General features: G+C 54.6%; 12 protein-coding genes, 6 tRNA genes and 2 rRNA genes. All 20 read right to left on the reverse strand.

Features of this window, described 5'->3' with window-relative positions; translation table 11 throughout:
* Window positions 1–26 precede the first annotated feature (26 nt).
* Entirely contained in the window at window positions 27–500 is a 474-nt protein-coding gene (gene rpsG / locus ACI5GA_RS13640; protein WP_007970418.1) for a 30S ribosomal protein S7, read from the reverse strand.
* A 115-nt stretch (window positions 501–615) separates the two neighbouring features.
* Window positions 616–987 (reverse strand): 30S ribosomal protein S12, encoded by a 372-nt coding sequence (gene rpsL / locus ACI5GA_RS13645; protein ID WP_003186084.1) that lies wholly within the window; start codon window positions 985–987, stop codon window positions 616–618.
* A 203-nt stretch (window positions 988–1,190) separates the two neighbouring features.
* Window positions 1,191–5,390, reverse strand: a complete 4,200-nt coding sequence (gene rpoC, locus ACI5GA_RS13650) for a DNA-directed RNA polymerase subunit beta' (protein WP_421422995.1) — start codon at window positions 5,388–5,390, stop codon at window positions 1,191–1,193.
* A gap of 62 nt (window positions 5,391–5,452) precedes the next feature.
* The gene (gene rpoB / locus ACI5GA_RS13655; RefSeq protein ID WP_421422996.1) at window positions 5,453–9,526 is read right to left on the reverse strand and encodes a DNA-directed RNA polymerase subunit beta; all 4,074 of its coding nucleotides are present in this window, start codon (window positions 9,524–9,526) and stop codon (window positions 5,453–5,455) included.
* Between the two features lie 218 nt (window positions 9,527–9,744).
* Entirely contained in the window at window positions 9,745–10,110 is a 366-nt protein-coding gene (gene rplL / locus ACI5GA_RS13660) for a 50S ribosomal protein L7/L12 (protein ID WP_108240414.1), read from the reverse strand.
* 80 nt (window positions 10,111–10,190) lie between these two features.
* Window positions 10,191–10,691 carry a 50S ribosomal protein L10 gene (gene rplJ, locus ACI5GA_RS13665; protein ID WP_108240415.1) on the reverse strand — a complete coding sequence of 167 codons (501 nt, stop codon included), beginning with the start codon at window positions 10,689–10,691 and terminating at the stop codon, window positions 10,191–10,193.
* A 198-nt stretch (window positions 10,692–10,889) separates the two neighbouring features.
* A complete protein-coding gene (rplA, locus tag ACI5GA_RS13670; protein WP_421422997.1) occupies window positions 10,890–11,585 on the reverse strand; it encodes a 50S ribosomal protein L1 in 696 nt (231 codons plus the stop codon).
* A complete protein-coding gene (gene rplK / locus ACI5GA_RS13675) occupies window positions 11,585–12,016 on the reverse strand; it encodes a 50S ribosomal protein L11 (protein ID WP_108240417.1) in 432 nt (143 codons plus the stop codon). Before rplK ends, rplA begins: the two co-directional genes overlap by 1 nt.
* A 119-nt stretch (window positions 12,017–12,135) precedes the next feature.
* Window positions 12,136–12,669: a transcription termination/antitermination protein NusG gene (nusG, locus tag ACI5GA_RS13680; protein ID WP_108240418.1), complete on the reverse strand. Its 534-nt coding sequence runs from the start codon at window positions 12,667–12,669 to the stop codon at window positions 12,136–12,138.
* A 9-nt stretch (window positions 12,670–12,678) separates the two neighbouring features.
* Window positions 12,679–13,047, reverse strand: coding sequence for a preprotein translocase subunit SecE (gene secE / locus ACI5GA_RS13685; protein WP_404640524.1), 369 nt, complete (start codon window positions 13,045–13,047; stop codon window positions 12,679–12,681).
* A 45-nt stretch (window positions 13,048–13,092) separates the two neighbouring features.
* Window positions 13,093–13,168: transfer RNA gene (locus tag ACI5GA_RS13690), tRNA-Trp, on the reverse strand.
* Between the two features lie 179 nt (window positions 13,169–13,347).
* A tRNA-Thr gene (locus ACI5GA_RS13695) sits at window positions 13,348–13,423 on the reverse strand.
* A 26-nt stretch (window positions 13,424–13,449) separates the two neighbouring features.
* Window positions 13,450–13,523: transfer RNA gene (locus ACI5GA_RS13700), tRNA-Gly, on the reverse strand.
* 25 nt (window positions 13,524–13,548) lie between these two features.
* Window positions 13,549–13,633 (reverse strand) — tRNA-Tyr (locus ACI5GA_RS13705).
* Window positions 13,634–13,774: 141 nt separating this feature from the next.
* Window positions 13,775–14,206 carry a hypothetical protein gene (locus ACI5GA_RS13710; protein ID WP_404640522.1) on the reverse strand — a complete coding sequence of 144 codons (432 nt, stop codon included), beginning with the start codon at window positions 14,204–14,206 and terminating at the stop codon, window positions 13,775–13,777.
* Window position 14,207: 1 nt separating this feature from the next.
* On the reverse strand, window positions 14,208–15,185 hold the full coding sequence (birA, locus tag ACI5GA_RS13715; protein WP_421422998.1) for a bifunctional biotin--[acetyl-CoA-carboxylase] ligase/biotin operon repressor BirA: 978 nt from the start codon (window positions 15,183–15,185) through the stop codon (window positions 14,208–14,210).
* 151 nt (window positions 15,186–15,336) lie between these two features.
* Window positions 15,337–15,452, reverse strand: a 5S ribosomal RNA gene (gene rrf / locus ACI5GA_RS13720).
* 138 nt (window positions 15,453–15,590) lie between these two features.
* A 23S ribosomal RNA gene (locus ACI5GA_RS13725) occupies window positions 15,591–18,481 on the reverse strand.
* Between the two features lie 242 nt (window positions 18,482–18,723).
* Window positions 18,724–18,799 (reverse strand) — tRNA-Ala (locus ACI5GA_RS13730).
* Between the two features lie 7 nt (window positions 18,800–18,806).
* Window positions 18,807–18,883 (reverse strand) — tRNA-Ile (locus ACI5GA_RS13735).
* Between the last annotated feature and the right edge of the window lie 2 nt (window positions 18,884–18,885).

Below are 18,885 nucleotides of genomic sequence, written 5' to 3' on the forward strand. Positions count from 1 at the left end.
CCCTCGCAAATTGAGTGACGCTGAAATTAGAAGCGGTAGTGCGAGAAAGCCTTGTTGGCCTCAGCCATACGGTGCACGTCTTCACGCTTCTTGACCGCAGCACCTTTACCTTCGGCGGCATCCAGCAGTTCGCCAGCCAAGCGCAGAGCCATGGACTTCTCACCGCGCTTGCGCGCGAAGTCTACCAACCAACGCATTGCCAGAGCATTACGACGAGAAGGACGTACTTCAACCGGAACCTGGTAAGTAGCACCACCAACGCGGCGCGACTTCACTTCGACCAGCGGAGCGATGGCGTCGAGTGCTTTTTCGAAGAGTTCCAGGGGGTCAGTACCCGCCTTGCGCGCCTTAACGGTATCCAGTGCACCGTAAACGATACGCTCGGCAACGGCTTTCTTGCCGCTCTCCATTACGTGGTTCATGAACTTGGCGAGAATCTGGGATCCGTACTTCGGATCGTCAAGAATCTCACGCTTTGCTGCTACGCGACGTCTTGGCATGATAAGCCCTCAAACGGTCTTCAGGTTCGCTCGGGACAGCACACATTGAAATGCAATGCCCGACCTTACTCTTATCGACTCAATAAATTTAAAAAACGACTGCAAAACGACCGAATCACTTCGGACGCTTGGTACCGTACTTCGAACGACCCTGGTTACGACCTTTGACGCCGGAGGTATCCAGAGAGCCGCGAACGGTGTGGTAACGAACACCTGGCAAGTCTTTTACACGGCCGCCACGAATCAGAACGACGCTGTGCTCTTGCAGGTTGTGGCCTTCACCACCGATATACGAGGAAACCTCGAAACCGTTGGTCAGACGCACGCGGCACACTTTACGCAGTGCCGAGTTAGGTTTTTTCGGCGTAGTGGTGTACACACGGGTGCACACGCCACGACGTTGCGGGCAGTTCTGCAGCGCAGGAACGTCGGATTTCTCGACGATACGCTTGCGCGGCTGACGTACCAGCTGGTTGATAGTTGCCATCTACTAGCTCCACTGTTGTCTTGCGACGCTATTGTCTTGCAAGAAAAGCAAAATGGCAGGACGAAAGTCCCGCCAGATTTTGGGGTACAAGAGTCTAAAGAGGATCCTGCCCCCAGTCAAGGCAATGCCCTGCCCTCCGCAACCAACCCGAGGCAACAGACAGCTGTCGAACAGGAAGGCCACAGAACAACAGGGCAGTACACTCAATTGTTGCTGGAATTCAGCGCTTCGGTCAGCGCTGCTTCCACTTCGCTCGCGCTAACGCGCAGCGGTTTTTCGGAATCACGACGACGCTTACGTTCGCTGTGATAAGCCAGACCAGTGCCCGCCGGGATCAAACGACCCACGACGACGTTCTCCTTCAGGCCACGCAGATAATCGCGCTTGCCGGTTACGGCCGCCTCGGTCAGAACGCGAGTGGTTTCCTGGAAGGAAGCCGCCGAGATGAACGATTCGGTAGACAACGATGCTTTGGTGATGCCGAGCAGTACGCGGGTGAACTTCGCAATGAACTTCTCCTCTTGTACCAGTCGCTCGTTCTCTACCAAGACATGCGTCAACTCCATCTGGTCGCCCTTGATGAAGCTCGAATCGCCCGACTCGCTGATCTCGACCTTGCGCAGCATCTGGCGAAGAATCGTTTCGATGTGCTTGTCGTTGATCTTCACGCCTTGCAGACGGTAAACGTCCTGAATCTCGTTGACGATGTATTTCGCCAGTGCGCTGACACCCAGCAAACGCAGAATGTCATGCGGATCGCTAGGACCGTCGGAGATAACCTCACCACGGTTTACCTGCTCACCCTCGAACACGTTCAGGTGACGCCACTTCGGAATCAGCTCTTCGTACGGATCGCTACCATCGTTCGGCGTAATCACCAGACGACGCTTGCCCTTAGTCTCTTTACCGAAGGCGATCGTACCGCTGACTTCTGCGAGGATCGACGCTTCTTTCGGACGACGCGCTTCGAACAAGTCGGCAACGCGCGGCAGACCACCGGTGATGTCACGGGTTTTCGACGTTTCTTGCGGAATACGAGCGAGTACATCACCCACACCCACTTGTGCGCCGTCCGCGATACCAACCAGCGCGTTCGCCGGCAGGAAGTATTGCGCCGGTACGTCGGTACCAGGCAGCAACAGATCCTTGCCATCCACACCGACCATCTTGACCGCTGGACGAATGTCCTTGCCAGCAGCAGGACGATCCTTCGGATCGAGCACTTCGATGTTGGTCAGACCGGTCAATTCGTCGGTCTGGCGCTTGATCGTAATACCCTCTTCCATGCCCACGTAGGTCACAGTACCTTTCAGCTCGGTAACGATTGGGTGGGTGTGCGGGTCCCACTTGGCCACGATGGCGCCAGCGTCGACCTTGTCACCTTCTTTAACCGAAATCACAGCGCCGTATGGCAGCTTGTAACGCTCGCGTTCACGACCGAATTCATCGGCAATCGCCAACTCGCCGGAACGAGAAACAGCAACCAAGTTGCCGTCAGCACGCTCGACGTGCTTCAGGTTGTGCAGGCGTACAACACCGCCATTCTTGACCTGAACACTGTCGGCAGCGGAAGTACGGCTTGCCGCACCACCGATGTGGAACGTGCGCATGGTCAGTTGGGTACCCGGCTCACCGATGGACTGTGCAGCGATAACGCCAACCGCTTCACCAATGTTCACCAGATGACCACGAGCCAGATCACGGCCGTAGCACTTGGCGCAGATGCCGTAGCGGGTTTCACAGCTGATCGGCGAGCGCACGACGACTTCGTCGATGCTGTTCAGCTCGATGAACTCGACCCACTTCTCATCTACCAGAGTGCCTGCAGGAACGATAACGTCCTCGGTGCCCGGCTTGAATACGTCACGTGCGATCACACGACCCAGTACGCGCTCACCCAGCGGCTCGACGACGTCACCGCCTTCGATGTGCGGAGTCATCAGCAGGCCCTGTTCGGTGCCGCAGTCGACTTCGGTCACGACCAGGTCTTGCGCCACGTCTACCAGACGGCGAGTCAGATAACCGGAGTTCGCGGTTTTCAACGCGGTATCCGCCAGACCTTTACGAGCACCGTGAGTCGAGATGAAGTACTGAAGTACGCTCAGACCTTCACGGAAGTTCGCCGTGATCGGCGTCTCAATGATTGAGCCGTCCGGCTTGGCCATCAGGCCCCGCATACCCGCCAACTGACGAATCTGTGCAGCGGAACCCCGCGCACCCGAGTCAGCCATCATGTACATCGAGTTGAACGATTCCTGGTCCACGGTCTCGCCGTGACGGTCAACGACCTTCTCTTTCGAGAGGTTGGCCATCATCGCCTTGGAAACTTCGTCGTTCGCCTTCGACCAAAGGTCGATCACCTTGTTGTACTTCTCGCCCTGAGTGACCAGGCCGGACGCGTACTGGCTTTCAATTTCTTTAACTTCTTCGGTAGCAGTATCGATGATGCGAGCTTTCTCATCAGGGATAACGAAGTCGTTAACGCCAATGGAAACACCCGAGATCGTCGAGTACGCGAAACCGGTGTACATCAACTGGTCAGCAAAGATCACAGTCTCTTTCAGACCAACCACGCGGTAGCACTGGTTGATCAGCTTGGAGATCGCTTTCTTCTTCATCGGCGTGTTGACCACGTCGAAGGACAGCCCCGCCGGAACCACCTGGAACAGCAATGCACGGCCGACAGTGGTGTCGACAATGCGGGTATTGGTCACGCTACCGCCATCACGATCGTTCACGGTTTCGTTGATACGAACCTTGATCTTGGCGTGCAGCGCTGCTTCGCCGGCGCGGAACACGCGATCGACTTCCTGCAGGTCCGCGAACACACGACCTTCGCCCTTGGCGTTGATCGCCTCACGAGTCATGTAGTACAGACCCAGTACAACGTCCTGCGAAGGAACGATGATTGGCTCACCGTTGGCTGGCGACAGAATGTTGTTGGTCGACATCATCAACGCACGCGCTTCCAACTGGGCTTCCAGTGTCAGCGGTACGTGAACGGCCATTTGGTCACCGTCGAAGTCGGCGTTGTATGCCGCACAAACCAGCGGGTGCAGCTGGATTGCCTTACCTTCGATCAACACCGGTTCAAACGCCTGAATACCCAGACGGTGAAGAGTCGGTGCACGGTTAAGCAGTACCGGGTGTTCACGAATCACTTCAGCGAGAACGTCCCAAACTTCTGGCAGCTCACGCTCGACCATCTTCTTGGCAGCCTTGATGGTGGTCGCCAGACCACGCATTTCCAGCTTGCCAAAAATGAACGGCTTGAACAGCTCAAGTGCCATTTTCTTCGGCAGACCGCATTGGTGCAGACGCAGGGTGGGACCTACGGTAATAACCGAACGACCCGAGTAGTCAACACGCTTACCAAGCAAGTTCTGACGGAAACGACCTTGCTTACCCTTGATCATGTCAGCCAAGGATTTCAGAGGGCGCTTGTTCGAGCCGGTAATGGCGCGACCACGACGACCGTTGTCGAGAAGCGCGTCCACAGCTTCCTGCAGCATGCGCTTTTCGTTGCGCACGATGATGTCCGGAGCGGACAGATCCAGCAGGCGCTTCAAACGGTTGTTACGGTTGATCACTCGACGATACAGATCGTTGAGGTCAGACGTCGCGAAACGGCCACCATCCAGGGGAACCAGTGGACGCAGATCTGGCGGCAGAACCGGCAGAACGGTCAACACCATCCACTCAGGCAGGTTGCCAGAACCCTGGAACGCTTCCATCAGTTTCAGGCGTTTGGACAGCTTCTTGATCTTGGTTTCGGAGTTGGTTTGCGGAATTTCTTCGCGCAGACGGCCAATCTCGTGCTCCAAATCGATAGCGTGCAGCAGCTCGCGGACAGCCTCGGCACCCATGCGGGCATCAAAGTCGTCACCGAACTCTTCGAGAGCTTCGAAATACTGCTCGTCGTTCAGCAGCTGACCTTTCTCAAGCGTGGTCATGCCCGGATCGATAACGACATAGCTCTCAAAATAGAGAACGCGCTCGATATCACGCAGGGTCATGTCCATCAGCAGGCCGATACGGGACGGCAGCGATTTCAGGAACCAGATGTGAGCAACCGGCGAAGCCAGTTCGATGTGAGCCATGCGCTCACGACGGACCTTGGCCAGTGCAACTTCAACGCCGCACTTCTCGCAGATCACGCCACGATGTTTCAAGCGCTTGTACTTACCGCACAGGCACTCGTAATCCTTGACCGGGCCAAAGATCTTAGCGCAGAACAGGCCGTCACGCTCAGGCTTGAACGTACGGTAGTTGATGGTTTCCGGCTTTTTAACTTCACCGAACGACCACGAACGGATCATCTCAGGCGAGGCCAATCCGATACGGATGGCGTCGAACTCTTCGACTTGACCCTGGTTTTTCAGCAAATTCAGTAGGTCTTTCAAGGCCTTTCCTCCTGGCGGAGCAGAGAGTGGTCATACCGACCCACTCTCGATCGCGTCACGTGTTATTCGGTTTCCAGATCGATATCGATACCGAGCGAACGGATTTCTTTGATCAACACGTTGAAGGACTCGGGCATGCCCGGCTCCATACGGTGATCGCCGTCCACGATGTTTTTGTACATCTTGGTACGACCGTTCACGTCGTCCGACTTCACTGTGAGCATTTCTTGCAGGGTATATGCAGCGCCGTAGGCCTCCAGTGCCCAGACCTCCATCTCCCCGAAACGCTGACCACCGAACTGCGCCTTACCACCCAGCGGCTGCTGGGTAACCAGGCTGTAAGAACCAGTGGAACGTGCGTGCATCTTGTCGTCCACCAAGTGGTTCAGCTTCAGCATGTACATGTAGCCAACAGTGACCGGACGCTCAAATTTGTTACCGGTACGACCGTCGAACAGTTGCATCTGACCACTGTCCGGCATGTCCGCCAAGCGCAGCATCGCCTTGATTTCACTTTCCTTGGCACCGTCAAAAACCGGAGTTGCCATTGGAACGCCACCACGCAGGTTCTTCGCAAGATCCAGAACTTCCTGATCAGACAGGTCGTCCAGACTTTCCTGACGGCCGCCAATCTCGTTATAGATCTCGCTGAGGAACTTACGCAGCTCAACGACTTTACGCTGCTCTTCGAGCATACGGTTGATCTTCTCGCCCAGACCTTTGGCCGCGAGGCCCAAGTGGGTTTCCAGAATCTGACCAACGTTCATACGCGAAGGTACACCCAACGGGTTGAGGACGATATCCACAGGGGTGCCATTGGCATCGTGTGGCATGTCTTCAACTGGCATGATCACGGAGACCACACCCTTGTTACCGTGGCGACCGGCCATTTTGTCGCCCGGCTGGATGCGGCGACGGATGGCAAGGTAAACCTTGACGATTTTAAGCACACCTGGAGCCAGGTCATCGCCTTGCTGCAGCTTGCGCTTCTTGTCTTCGAATTTGTCGTCCAGCAGACGACGGCGATCAACGATGTAAGCCTGAGCTTTTTCCAGCTGCTCGTTCAACGCATCTTCAACCATGCGCAGCTTGAACCACTGACCATGCTCAAGGCCGTCGAGAACTTCGCTGGTGATTTCCTGACCTTTTTTGAGGCCAGCACCACCTTCAACGATCTGGCCAACCAGCGCGCTGCGCAGACGCTCGAAGGTTGCACCTTCAACGATACGGAACTCTTCGTTCAGATCTTTGCGAATCTCGTCCAGCTGGCTCTTCTCGATCGACAGCGCACGGGAATCACGCTCAACGCCGTCGCGGGTGAAGACCTGTACGTCAATGACAGTACCTTTGGTACCGGTCGGTACGCGCAGGGAGGTGTCTTTAACGTCGCTCGCCTTTTCACCGAAGATCGCCCGCAGCAGTTTCTCTTCCGGCGTCAACTGGGTCTCGCCCTTCGGAGTGACCTTACCGACCAGAATGTCTCCTGGACCGACTTCAGCACCCACATAAACGATGCCGGCCTCGTCCAGCTTGTTCAGAGCCGCTTCACCCACGTTAGGGATGTCGGCGGTGATTTCCTCTGGGCCAAGCTTGGTATCACGGGCCACACAGGTCAGTTCCTGAATGTGGATCGTGGTGAAGCGATCTTCCTGAACAACACGCTCGGACAGGCAGATGGAGTCTTCGAAGTTGAAGCCGTTCCATGCCATGAACGCAATGCGCATGTTCTGACCCAGCGCCAGTTCACCCATGTCGGTGGACGGGCCGTCAGCCATGATGTCACTGCGCTGAACGCGATCACCCTTGCTCACCAGCGGACGCTGGTTGATGCAGGTGTTCTGGTTCGAACGGGTGTACTTGGTCAGGTTGTAGATATCAACACCGGCTTCGCCTGGCTCGACCTCATCATCCGCTACGCGGACAACAATACGGCTGGCATCAACGGAATCGATCACGCCGCCACGACGTGCCACGACACAAACACCCGAGTCACGAGCAACGTTGCGCTCCATGCCGGTACCTACCAGCGGCTTGTCGGCGCGCAGGGTTGGTACAGCCTGACGCTGCATGTTGGAACCCATCAACGCACGGTTGGCGTCGTCATGCTCAAGGAACGGAATCAGCGACGCTGCAACAGAAACGACCTGCTTCGGCGAAACATCCATCAAGGTGACGTCTTCCGGCGCCTTGACGGTGAATTCGTTCAGGTGACGTACCGCGACCAGCTCATCGATCAGGTGACCTTTTTCGTTCATGGTCGCCGAAGCCTGAGCGATCACGTGATCAGCTTCTTCAATGGCGGACAGGAACACGATTTCGTCGGTAACCAAGCCTTCTTTTACCACACGGTACGGGCTTTCCAGGAAGCCGTACTGGTTAGTGCGAGCATAGGCCGCCAACGAGTTGATCAGACCGATGTTCGGACCTTCCGGTGTTTCGATCGGGCAAACACGACCGTAGTGCGTCGGGTGTACGTCGCGAACTTCAAAGCCTGCGCGCTCACGGGTCAGACCGCCTGGGCCAAGTGCGGAAACGCGGCGCTTGTGCGTAATCTCCGACAGCGGGTTGTTCTGGTCCATGAACTGGGACAACTGGCTGGAGCCAAAGAATTCCTTGACCGCAGCAGCGACCGGCTTGGCGTTGATCAGGTCCTGAGGCATCAGGCCTTCACTTTCCGCCATGGACAGACGCTCTTTGACTGCACGCTCAACACGCACCAGACCTACGCGGAACTGGTTCTCAGCCATCTCGCCGACGCAACGCACGCGGCGGTTACCCAAATGGTCGATGTCGTCGACGATGCCTTTGCCGTTACGGATGTCGACCAGGGTCTTGAGGACCGCGACGATATCTTCCTTGCACAGCACGCCCGAACCTTCGATCTCGGTACGACCGATACGACGGTTGAACTTCATTCGACCTACAGCCGACAGATCATAACGCTCTGGGCTAAAGAACAGGTTATTGAACAGGGTCTCAGCTGCGTCCTTGGTTGGCGGCTCGCCTGGGCGCATCATGCGATAGATTTCGACCAAAGCTTCCAACTGGTTGCCGGTCGAATCGATCTTCAGCGTGTCAGAGATGAACGGGCCGCAATCGATATCGTTGGTGTACAACGTTTCGATACGAACCACCTGCGCCTTGGCAATTTTCGCCAACAGTTCGGTGTTCAGCTCAGTGTTGCATTCAGCAATGATTTCGCCAGTGGCAGGATGGACGATCGCCTTGGCGGTTGTGCGACCAATCACGTAGTCCAGCGGTACATCGAGCGCCTTGATACCAGCCTTCTCCAGCTGGTTAATGTGGCGGGCAGTAATACGACGGCCCTGCTCTACGATGACTTTGCCTTTGTCGTCCTGAATGTCCAGAACAGCAACTTCACCGCGCAGACGTTGAGGTACGAGCTCCAGGCTCAGGGTTTCGCCCTGCACATGGAAAACGTTGGTGGTGTAGAAAGCGTCCAGCACTTCTTCAGTGGTATAGCCTAGCGCGCGCAAAAGTACCGACGCAGGCAACTTGCGACGACGGTCGATACGGACGAATACACAGTCCTTCGGATCGAATTCGAAGTCCAGCCATGAGCCACGGTAAGGAATGACGCGAGCGGAGTACAGCAATTTGCCGGAGCTGTGCGTCTTGCCACGGTCATGGTCGAAGAACACGCCCGGGGAACGGTGCAGTTGGGAAACGATAACACGCTCGGTACCGTTGATAACGAAGGTACCGTTTTCAGTCATCAGGGGGATTTCACCCATGTAGACTTCTTGCTCTTTGATGTCCTTGATCGCTTTGTTCGACGATTCTTTGTCGAAAATGATCAGGCGGACTTTAACCCGCAAAGGTACGGCGTACGTGACACCGCGCAGCACGCATTCCTTGACATCAAAAGCCGGTTCGCCCAGACGATAACCGACGTACTCCAAGGCAGCATTGCCGGAGTAGCTGATGATCGGGAAAACGGATTTGAAGGCCGCATGCAGGCCCACGTCGCGGAACTGATCTTTAGTCGCTCCCGCTTGCAAGAATTCACGATACGAATCCAGCTGGATGGCCAGGAGGTAAGGCACATCCATGACGTCCGGCAACTTGCTAAAGTCCTTGCGGATACGTTTTTTCTCAGTGTATGAGTAAGCCATCAGCGTTCCCCAGCTTGGTCACCTGCTTGTTTGGCCTCCCCCGGCGGGAGCGGCCAGAAAATCTTGCAAACCCCTTGGTTTGCACCACCATTCGCGGTGGTTGAAGCACGTTATGGCGTCGACTTGATCAACTGCCAATAACGGAAAAAGGCCGGTGGCAAAAGCCACCAGCCATCAGCCTTCTGCTCAACGCTTGGGCTGGAGACGCAAGGTCGAAATTACTTGATTTCGACTTTGGCGCCAGCTTCTTCCAGCTTCTTCTTAGCGTCTTCAGCGGCTTCTTTCGAAACGCCTTCAGCGATGACCTGAGGAGCACCGTCGACTTTCTCTTTGGCTTCTTTCAGGCCCAGACCGGTCAGCTCACGAACAGCCTTGATCACGTTGACTTTCTTCTCGCCAGCTTCGGCCAGAACAACGTTGAACTCGGTTTGCTCTTCAACCACAGCGGCAGCAGCAGCTGGACCAGCAGCAGCAACAGCGGCGGTTACGCCGAAGGTTTCTTCCATGGCTTTGATCAGCTCAACAACTTCCAGAACGGTTTTCTGGCCGATCGCTTCGATGATTTGCTCGTTAGTCAGAGACATGACTATATATCCTGTATTGGGGGTGACGGCCTACGCGACCATCAAATTAAACATATGATTTCGAAAGAGCTTGTGGTGCCTTAGGCAGCCGAAGCTTCTTTCTGGTCGCGAATAGCTGCCAAAGTGCGAGCCAGCTTGCTGGTAGCGCCTTGGATTACGCTCATCAGCTTCGCAATAGCCTCGTCGCGAGTTGGCAAGGTAGCCAACACGTCGATCTGGTTGGCGGCAAGGAACTTGCCGTCAAACGCAGCTGCCTTGATCTCGAACTTGTCCTGACCCTTCGCGAACTCTTTGAACAGACGGGCAGCAGCGCCGGGGTGTTCGTTGGAGAAAGCGATCAAGGTCGGGCCAGTGAAGGCGTCGTTGAGAACACTGAATTCAGTGTCAGCAACTGCACGCTTGAGCAGGGTGTTACGTACGACACGTACGTAAACGCCAGCCTCACGAGCCTCTTTACGGAGTCCGGTCATCGCGCCCACAGTCACGCCACGGGCATCAGCCACGACAGCAGACAGAGCGACTTTGGCAGCCTCGTTGACTTCAGCGACGATGGCCTTCTTGTCTTCGAGTTTAATTGCCACGGGTTTAACTCCTGCTTGTTACCGTTTCATCTGGCCAAAGGCCTGATGTCGTTTTGGTGTCTGATTCGGTAAAGAACCGGGAGCACCATCTGCGTAGGCTTGCGTTTTAAGGCTTTCGCCGCCTACGGTCTTGGATAGCCCCCGCCAGGCAGGGACCCCAATTTTTGCATTGGCACGAAAAATCGCGCCAAGCGTGTCTTACGCGTTCAGCGAGCCCTGATCAATGACCAGACCTGGGCCCATAGTGGTGCTCAGGGTAACGCGCTTGACGTAGATACCTTTCGAAGAAGCTGGCTTGATGCGCTTCAGGTCAGCGATCAAGGCTTCAACGTTCTCACGCAGCTTGTCTGCGTCGAAGCCGACTTTACCTACGGAGGTGTGAATGATGCCGTTCTTGTCAGTGCGGTAGCGAACCTGACCGGCCTTGGCGTTTTTAACCGCGCCCGCCACGTCCGGAGTTACAGTACCAACCTTCGGGTTAGGCATCAGGCCACGCGGACCCAGAACCTGGCCCAACTGACCAACGACACGCATTGCATCTGGAGAGGCAATTACGACGTCATAGTTCAGATCGCCGCCTTTCATTTCAGCAGCCAGGTCGTCCATACCAACGCGATCAGCACCTGCAGCCAGAGCAGCTTCAGCAGCCGGGCCTTGGGTGAACACAGCAACGCGAACAGTCTTGCCAGTGCCATGCGGCAGCACAGTGGCGCTGCGAACAACCTGGTCAGATTTACGCGGGTCGACGCCAAGGTTTACAGCAACGTCAAACGACTCGCTGAATTTCACAGTCGACAGTTCAGCCAGCAACACAGCTGCATCGTTGAAGCTGTAAGACTTGCCTGCTTCAACTTTCGAAGCGATAGCTTTCTGGCGCTTAGTCAGCTTAGCCATTACACACCCTCCACGTTAAGGCCCATGCTACGAGCAGAACCGGCGATGGTACGCACGGCTGCATCCATATCAGCTGCAGTAAGATCCGCTTTTTTGGTCTTAGCGATTTCTTCCAGCTGAGCACGGGTAACAGTGCCAACTTTGACGGTGTTAGGACGAGCCGAACCACTGGTCAGACCAGCAGCCTTTTTCAGCAGAACCGAAGCCGGGGTACTTTTGGTTTCAAAAGTGAAGCTACGGTCACTGTATACAGTGATGATCACTGGAGTCGGCAGACCTGGCTCCATACCCTGGGTACGGGCGTTGAAAGCCTTGCAGAACTCCATGATGTTGACGCCGTGCTGACCCAACGCAGGACCGACGGGCGGGCTTGGGTTAGCTTGAGCGGCTTTCACTTGAAGCTTGATGTAAGCGGTAATCTTCTTGGCCATGAGGCACTCCAATTACGGGTTCAAACGCCTCGAGAGGCTCCCCGGTTACTTGCGCGTTTATCCCAGTGACGACAAAACCCCACAGCCTTAGACTGTGGGGTATGGGATTTTCAGCCCAGCTAGACCTTTTCGACCTGACTGAACTCAAGCTCTACCGGAGTAGAGCGTCCGAAAATGAGCACTGCGACCTGAATCCGGCTCTTCTCGTAGTTAACCTCTTCAACCGTACCGTTGAAATCCGCAAATGGACCATCGGTAACGCGAACCACTTCACCAGGCTCGAACAACGTCTTCGGCTTCGGCTTGTCGCTACCATCGGCAACGCGACGCAGAATAGCCTCTGCCTCTTTATCTGTGATAGGCGCTGGCTTGTCAGCGGTACCACCAATGAAACCCATAACACGAGGGGTATCCTTGACCAAGTGCCAAGTCCCTTCGTTCATTTCCATCTGAACAAGCACGTAACCTGGGAAGAACTTACGCTCGCTTTTGCGCTTCTGGCCGTTGCGCATTTCTACCACTTCTTCGGTAGGGACCAGAATTTCACCAAAGCCGTCTTCCATGCCTGCCAGCTTTACACGCTCAATCAGAGAGCGCATGACATGCTTCTCGTAACCCGAGTAGGCATGCACTACGTACCAACGCTTAGCCACAGGACACCCTTAGCCAACAATCAGGGAAACAAGCCAGCCGAGCAGGGAATCGAGCCCCCACAGCAGCAGCGCCATGACCAAAACCACAGCAACCACGATGAGGGTTGTCTGGGTGGTTTCTTGACGAGTAGGCCATACGACCTTGCGAATCTCAGCGCGAGCTTCTTTGGCCAGCACAAAGAAAGCCTTACCCTTGCCAGTCTGCAGCGACACATAGGCTGCAACTGCCGCAATCACAAGCAAGGCAAGCACGCGATACAGGATTGGCTGCGCCGAGTAGTATTGATTTCCGACGACACCCACGACAATCAGAAGGACTACCGCTAGCCACTTGAAAAGATCAAAACGGGAGTCTGGGGCTTCAGCCTTTGGATTCATCTACTAAAATCCTGCGAAAAGAAAGCCAGATGCATTACGCGAATCTGGCAGGTCAGGAGGGAATCGAACCCCCAACCTACGGTTTTGGAGACCGTCGCTCTGCCAATTGAGCTACTGACCTAAAAGCTATATCAGGCCGACCATTATGCGGACCCAACAGAAAGATTTCAACAGCCATTCGAAAGACTTCTGCAATCGAACGCTGCAAGGAACCACTCTCACCCAAACCCGAAAATCGACAGGCCGGACTACCCGCAACACCTAAAACAAAGGCAGATACTTTCATATCTGCCTTAGTAATGGAGCTCTTGAGCGGATTTGAACCGCTGACCTCACCCTTACCAAGGGTGTGCTCTACCAACTGAGCTACAAGAGCAAAACACATTGCACAACCAGCAAACTTGGAGCGGGTAGCGGGAATCGAACCCGCATCATCAGCTTGGAAGGCTGAGGTTCTACCACTAAACTATACCCGCAGAGCACGCTGCTTACGCTCAAATATGGTGGAGGGGGAAGGATTCGAACCTTCGAAGTCGTAGACGTCAGATTTACAGTCTGATCCCTTTGGCCGCTCGGGAACCCCTCCTAAGCGAGGCGACAGTCTAACTCATGCCACCCTTCTGTCAACCTTTTTCTCAATAAAATCTTGAGGTTACATACGTTGACTCTTGCTTTGCTTGCATTTCAATTTGCCTTGCACTGCGAAGCGGGCGCCATTCTATGCAAACTATTCGGCAGTTGCAATGCTTTCGCATGACATTATTTTGTTTTTTATTTGAGGGAAGTCCTGACGCAACCTTCCTACCAATGCATCATCAACAAGGCGCCGACTTTCCGGAGCGATTCGTACCCAAAGTGCCCCACTTGACTCCCCCGCCTGAGCAACCACTTGCGCTTGTATATCCAGACTAACCAAGCGCTGCTCAATCGTCTTCGCCACACCTTGGGAGATATCTCCTCCAAGGTATAAGCACTGAACCTCCGCGCGATCAGCTGAAGAGCGCCCATCGCCAGATTCGCTTAAAAGCTGGATGTTTTGTTGCGCCCCCTTGTAGACGGACAGCGGGGCCACCTCTTTTGGCCTCAACGGCACATCTTGCTGATGCCATACGTAGTAAAAGGCATTCAGCATGACCAACAGCAAAAACAACCAACGCATATCAGCCTCGCGATTCTGGATCAAGGCGCTTGCGCAGTCTCAAGCTCAGCTCCCCACCGCTAAAAGTACGAATCTCCCGCCCAACCCTGAGACGAAGCGCACCTACAGCATCCACCCCCACAACAACGCCTTCCAGCGCCGTCGAACCCGCCAAGAGGGTCACTTCCTCCCCCTGCCACAAATGGAGGCGCTCCCACTCATCTTGGAACGCCTCGAACCCCCCTTGGCGATGCGCAGCGAGATGACGCGCCAATTCAGAGCTCAGTAGAGCCGCGACCTGATTCCGATCAACATCTCCCCCACTCTCCAGCCTCATAGAGGTCCACGCCTGATCGACATCCTGAGCCACACGCATATTCACATTAATGCCAACACCAATCACAACGTGGCATACGTCAGCAGGATCTCCAGTCAACTCCAACAAGACACCCGCGAGCTTTCGCTCCCCCGACAATATGTCATTCGGCCATTTGAGACCGGCATTCGGGACGCCCATCGCGCGCAAGGTTTTGACTACAGCAAGCCCGACAAGAAGACTCAAGCCCTCAAGCTGACGCATGCCACCCTCTATACGCAGCACAAGGCTGTAATAAAGGTTCTCGGCAAAAGGACTGACCCATCGACGACCACGCCGCCCCCTTCCTGCTAGTTGTTGCTCTGCGACAATCAAGGCGGGAATGTGCTCACCCACAACCGCCAGGCGCATGGCTTCGGCATTTGTTGAGTCAATCGAGTCATGAACCTGCACAGCCCAACCGAGCGCTTTGTGACGCTCCACAAGCCATGGACGATCAAGGAGGTGAAGAGGCTGGGCCAGCCGATAGCCACGACCGCGAACCTTATGTATTTCTATGCCGGTTTCGGCCTGCAATTGCTGGAGCTTTTTCCAGACAGCGCTACGGCTAACCCCCAGAGCATTTCCCAGGTCCTCACCGGAGTGAAAAGCCCCATCACTTAAAAGCCTTAACAACGAATGCATTAGCAGTCCACCTACGGATGAGGGACGCATAATAGCCACGCACAAGGCCAATGCAAAGAAGAGGGAGCATAAGGACTGAGCGAGCAGCCCGCTTTTTTCGCCAATAACACAAAACCCCGTCTGCTTTCGCAAACGGGGTTCTGCAATTGAATCTTGACGATGACCTACTCTCACATGGGGAAACCCCACACTACCATCGGCGATGTATCGTTTCACTTCTGAGTTCGGGATGGGATCAGGTGGTTCCAACACTCTATGGTCGTCAAGAAATTCGGTGTGCCGACTCGTCTTCCGACGCTTCAGCAAATCAGGTATGTGATATCCGTTCGTGACGCAAACTCTCGGTTCGTGTCGTCTCCACAGTCACCGCAATCCGGCCCTTGGCTCAAATTGCTTGGGTGTTATATGGTCAAGCCTCACGGGCAATTAGTATGGGTTAGCTCAACGCCTCACAGCGCTTACACACCCCACCTATCAACGTCGTAGTCTTCGACGGCCCTTCAGGGAACTCAAGGTTCCAGTGAGATCTCATCTTGAGGCAAGTTTCCCGCTTAGATGCTTTCAGCGGTTATCTTTTCCGAACATAGCTACCCGGCAATGCCACTGGCGTGACAACCGGAACACCAGAGGTTCGTCCACTCCGGTCCTCTCGTACTAGGAGCAGCCCCTCTCAAATCTCAAACGTCCACGGCAGATAGGGACCGAACTGTCTCACGACGTTCTAAACCCAGCTCGCGTACCACTTTAAATGGCGAACAGCCATACCCTTGGGACCGGCTTCAGCCCCAGGATGTGATGAGCCGACATCGAGGTGCCAAACACCGCCGTCGATATGAACTCTTGGGCGGTATCAGCCTGTTATCCCCGGAGTACCTTTTATCCGTTGAGCGATGGCCCTTCCATACAGAACCACCGGATCACTAAGACCTACTTTCGTACCTGCTCGACGTGTCTGTCTCGCAGTCAAGCGCGCTTTTGCCTTTATACTCTGCGACCGATTTCCGACCGGTCTGAGCGCACCTTCGTACTCCTCCGTTACTCTTTAGGAGGAGACCGCCCCAGTCAAACTACCCACCATACACTGTCCTCGATCCGGATGACGGACCTGAGTTAGAACCTCAAAGTTGCCAGGGTGGTATTTCAAGGATGGCTCCACGCAAACTGGCGTTCACGCTTCAAAGCCTCCCACCTATCCTACACAAGCAAATTCAAAGTCCAGTGCAAAGCTATAGTAAAGGTTCACGGGGTCTTTCCGTCTAGCCGCGGATACACTGCATCTTCACAGCGATTTCAATTTCACTGAGTCTCGGGTGGAGACAGCGCCGCCATCGTTACGCCATTCGTGCAGGTCGGAACTTACCCGACAAGGAATTTCGCTACCTTAGGACCGTTATAGTTACGGCCGCCGTTTACCGGGGCTTCGATCAAGAGCTTCGCTTTCGCTAACCCCATCAATTAACCTTCCGGCACCGGGCAGGCGTCACACCCTATACGTCCACTTTCGTGTTTGCAGAGTGCTGTGTTTTTAATAAACAGTCGCAGCGGCCTGGTATCTTCGACCGGCATGGGCTTACGGAGCAAGTCCTTCACCCTCACCGGCGCACCTTCTCCCGAAGTTACGGTGCCATTTTGCCTAGTTCCTTCACCCGAGTTCTCTCAAGCGCCTTGGTATTCTCTACCTAACCACCTGTGTCGGTTTGGGGTACGGTTCCCGATTATCTGAAGCTTAGAAGCTTTTCTTGGAAGCATGGCATCAACCACTTCGTGTTCGAAAGAACACTCGTCATCAGCTCTCGGCCTTGAAACCCCGGATTTACCTAAGATTTCAGCCTACCACCTTAAACCTGGACAACCAACGCCAGGCTGGCCTAGCCTTCTCCGTCCCTCCATCGCAATAACCGGAAGTACAGGAATATTAACCTGTTTTCCATCGACTACGCTTTTCAGCCTCGCCTTAGGGACCGACTAACCCTGCGTCGATTAACGTTGCGCAGGAAACCTTGGTCTTTCGGCGTGGGTGTTTTTCACACCCATTGTCGTTACTCATGTCAGCATTCGCACTTCTGATACCTCCAGCAAGCTTCTCAACTCACCTTCACAGGCTTACAGAACGCTCCTCTACCGCATCACCTAAGTGATACCCGTAGCTTCGGTGCATGGTTTGAGCCCCGTTACATCTTCCGCGCAGGCCGACTCGACTAGTGAGCTATTACGCTTTCTTTAAAGGGTGGCTGCTTCTAAGCCAACCTCCTAGCTGTCTAAGCCTTCCCACATCGTTTCCCACTTAACCATGACTTTGGGACCTTAGCTGACGGTCTGGGTTGTTTCCCTTTTCACGACGGACGTTAGCACCCGCCGTGTGTCTCCCATGCTCGGCACTTGTAGGTATTCGGAGTTTGCATCGGTTTGGTAAGTCGGGATGACCCCCTAGCCGAAACAGTGCTCTACCCCCTACAGTGATACATGAGGCGCTACCTAAATAGCTTTCGAGGAGAACCAGCTATCTCCGAGCTTGATTAGCCTTTCACTCCGATCCACAGGTCATCCGCTAACTTTTCAACGGTAGTCGGTTCGGTCCTCCAGTCAGTGTTACCTAACCTTCAACCTGCCCATGGATAGATCGCCCGGTTTCGGGTCTATTCCCAGCGACTAGACGCCCTATTAAGACTCGCTTTCGCTACGCCTCCCCTATTCGGTTAAGCTCGCCACTGAAAATAAGTCGCTGACCCATTATACAAAAGGTACGCAGTCACCTAACAAAGTAGGCTCCCACTGCTTGTACACATACGGTTTCAGGATCTATTTCACTCCGCTCTCCGCGGTTCTTTTCGCCTTTCCCTCACGGTACTGGTTCACTATCGGTCAGTCAGTAGTATTTAGCCTTGGAGGATGGTCCCCCCATGTTCAGACAAGGTTTCTCGTGCCCCGTCCTACTCGATTTCATTGACAAGAGGTTTTCGCGTACAGGGCTATCACCCACTATGGCCGCACTTTCCAGAGCGTTCCGCTAACCTCAAATCAACTTAAGGGCTGGTCCCCGTTCGCTCGCCACTACTAAGGGAATCTCGGTTGATTTCTTTTCCTCAGGGTACTTAGATGTTTCAGTTCCCCTGGTTCGCCTCTTGCACCTATGTATTCAGTGCAAGATAACGGTCTTGTGACCGCTGGGTTCCCCCATTCAGACATCTCCGGATCACAGTCTGTTTGCCGACTCCCCGAAGCTTTTCGCAGGCTACCACGTCTTTCATCGCCTCTGACTGCCAAGGCATCCACCGTATGCGCTTCTTCACTTGACCATATAACCCCAAGCAATCTGGTTATACTGTGAAGACGACATTCGCCGAAAGTTTGCTATTCACAAACTTTACCTTAGCCTGAAGTTCCACCAGTGAAAGTGGCCTTCAGTCTATCTTTCTATCACATACCCGAATTTTTAAAGAACGATCTGATCAAAGACCAGAAATCAACATTCATCATCAGCCTGATGGAATGCTCATTTCTAAGCTTTAAGCAACACAAGCAGCGGCAAACCAGTAAATGGTGGAGCCAAGCGGGATCGAACCGCTGACCTCCTGCGTGCAAGGCAGGCGCTCTCCCAGCTGAGCTATGGCCCCAGGGAACTGGTAGGTCTGGGCAGATTTGAACTGCCGACCTCACCCTTATCAGGGGTGCGCTCTAACCAACTGAGCTACAGACCTAT

The sequence above is a fragment of the Pseudomonas sp. Pseu.R1 genome, from assembly GCF_045764065.1.
In the GTDB taxonomy this organism is placed as follows: Bacteria; Pseudomonadota; Gammaproteobacteria; order Pseudomonadales; family Pseudomonadaceae; genus Aquipseudomonas.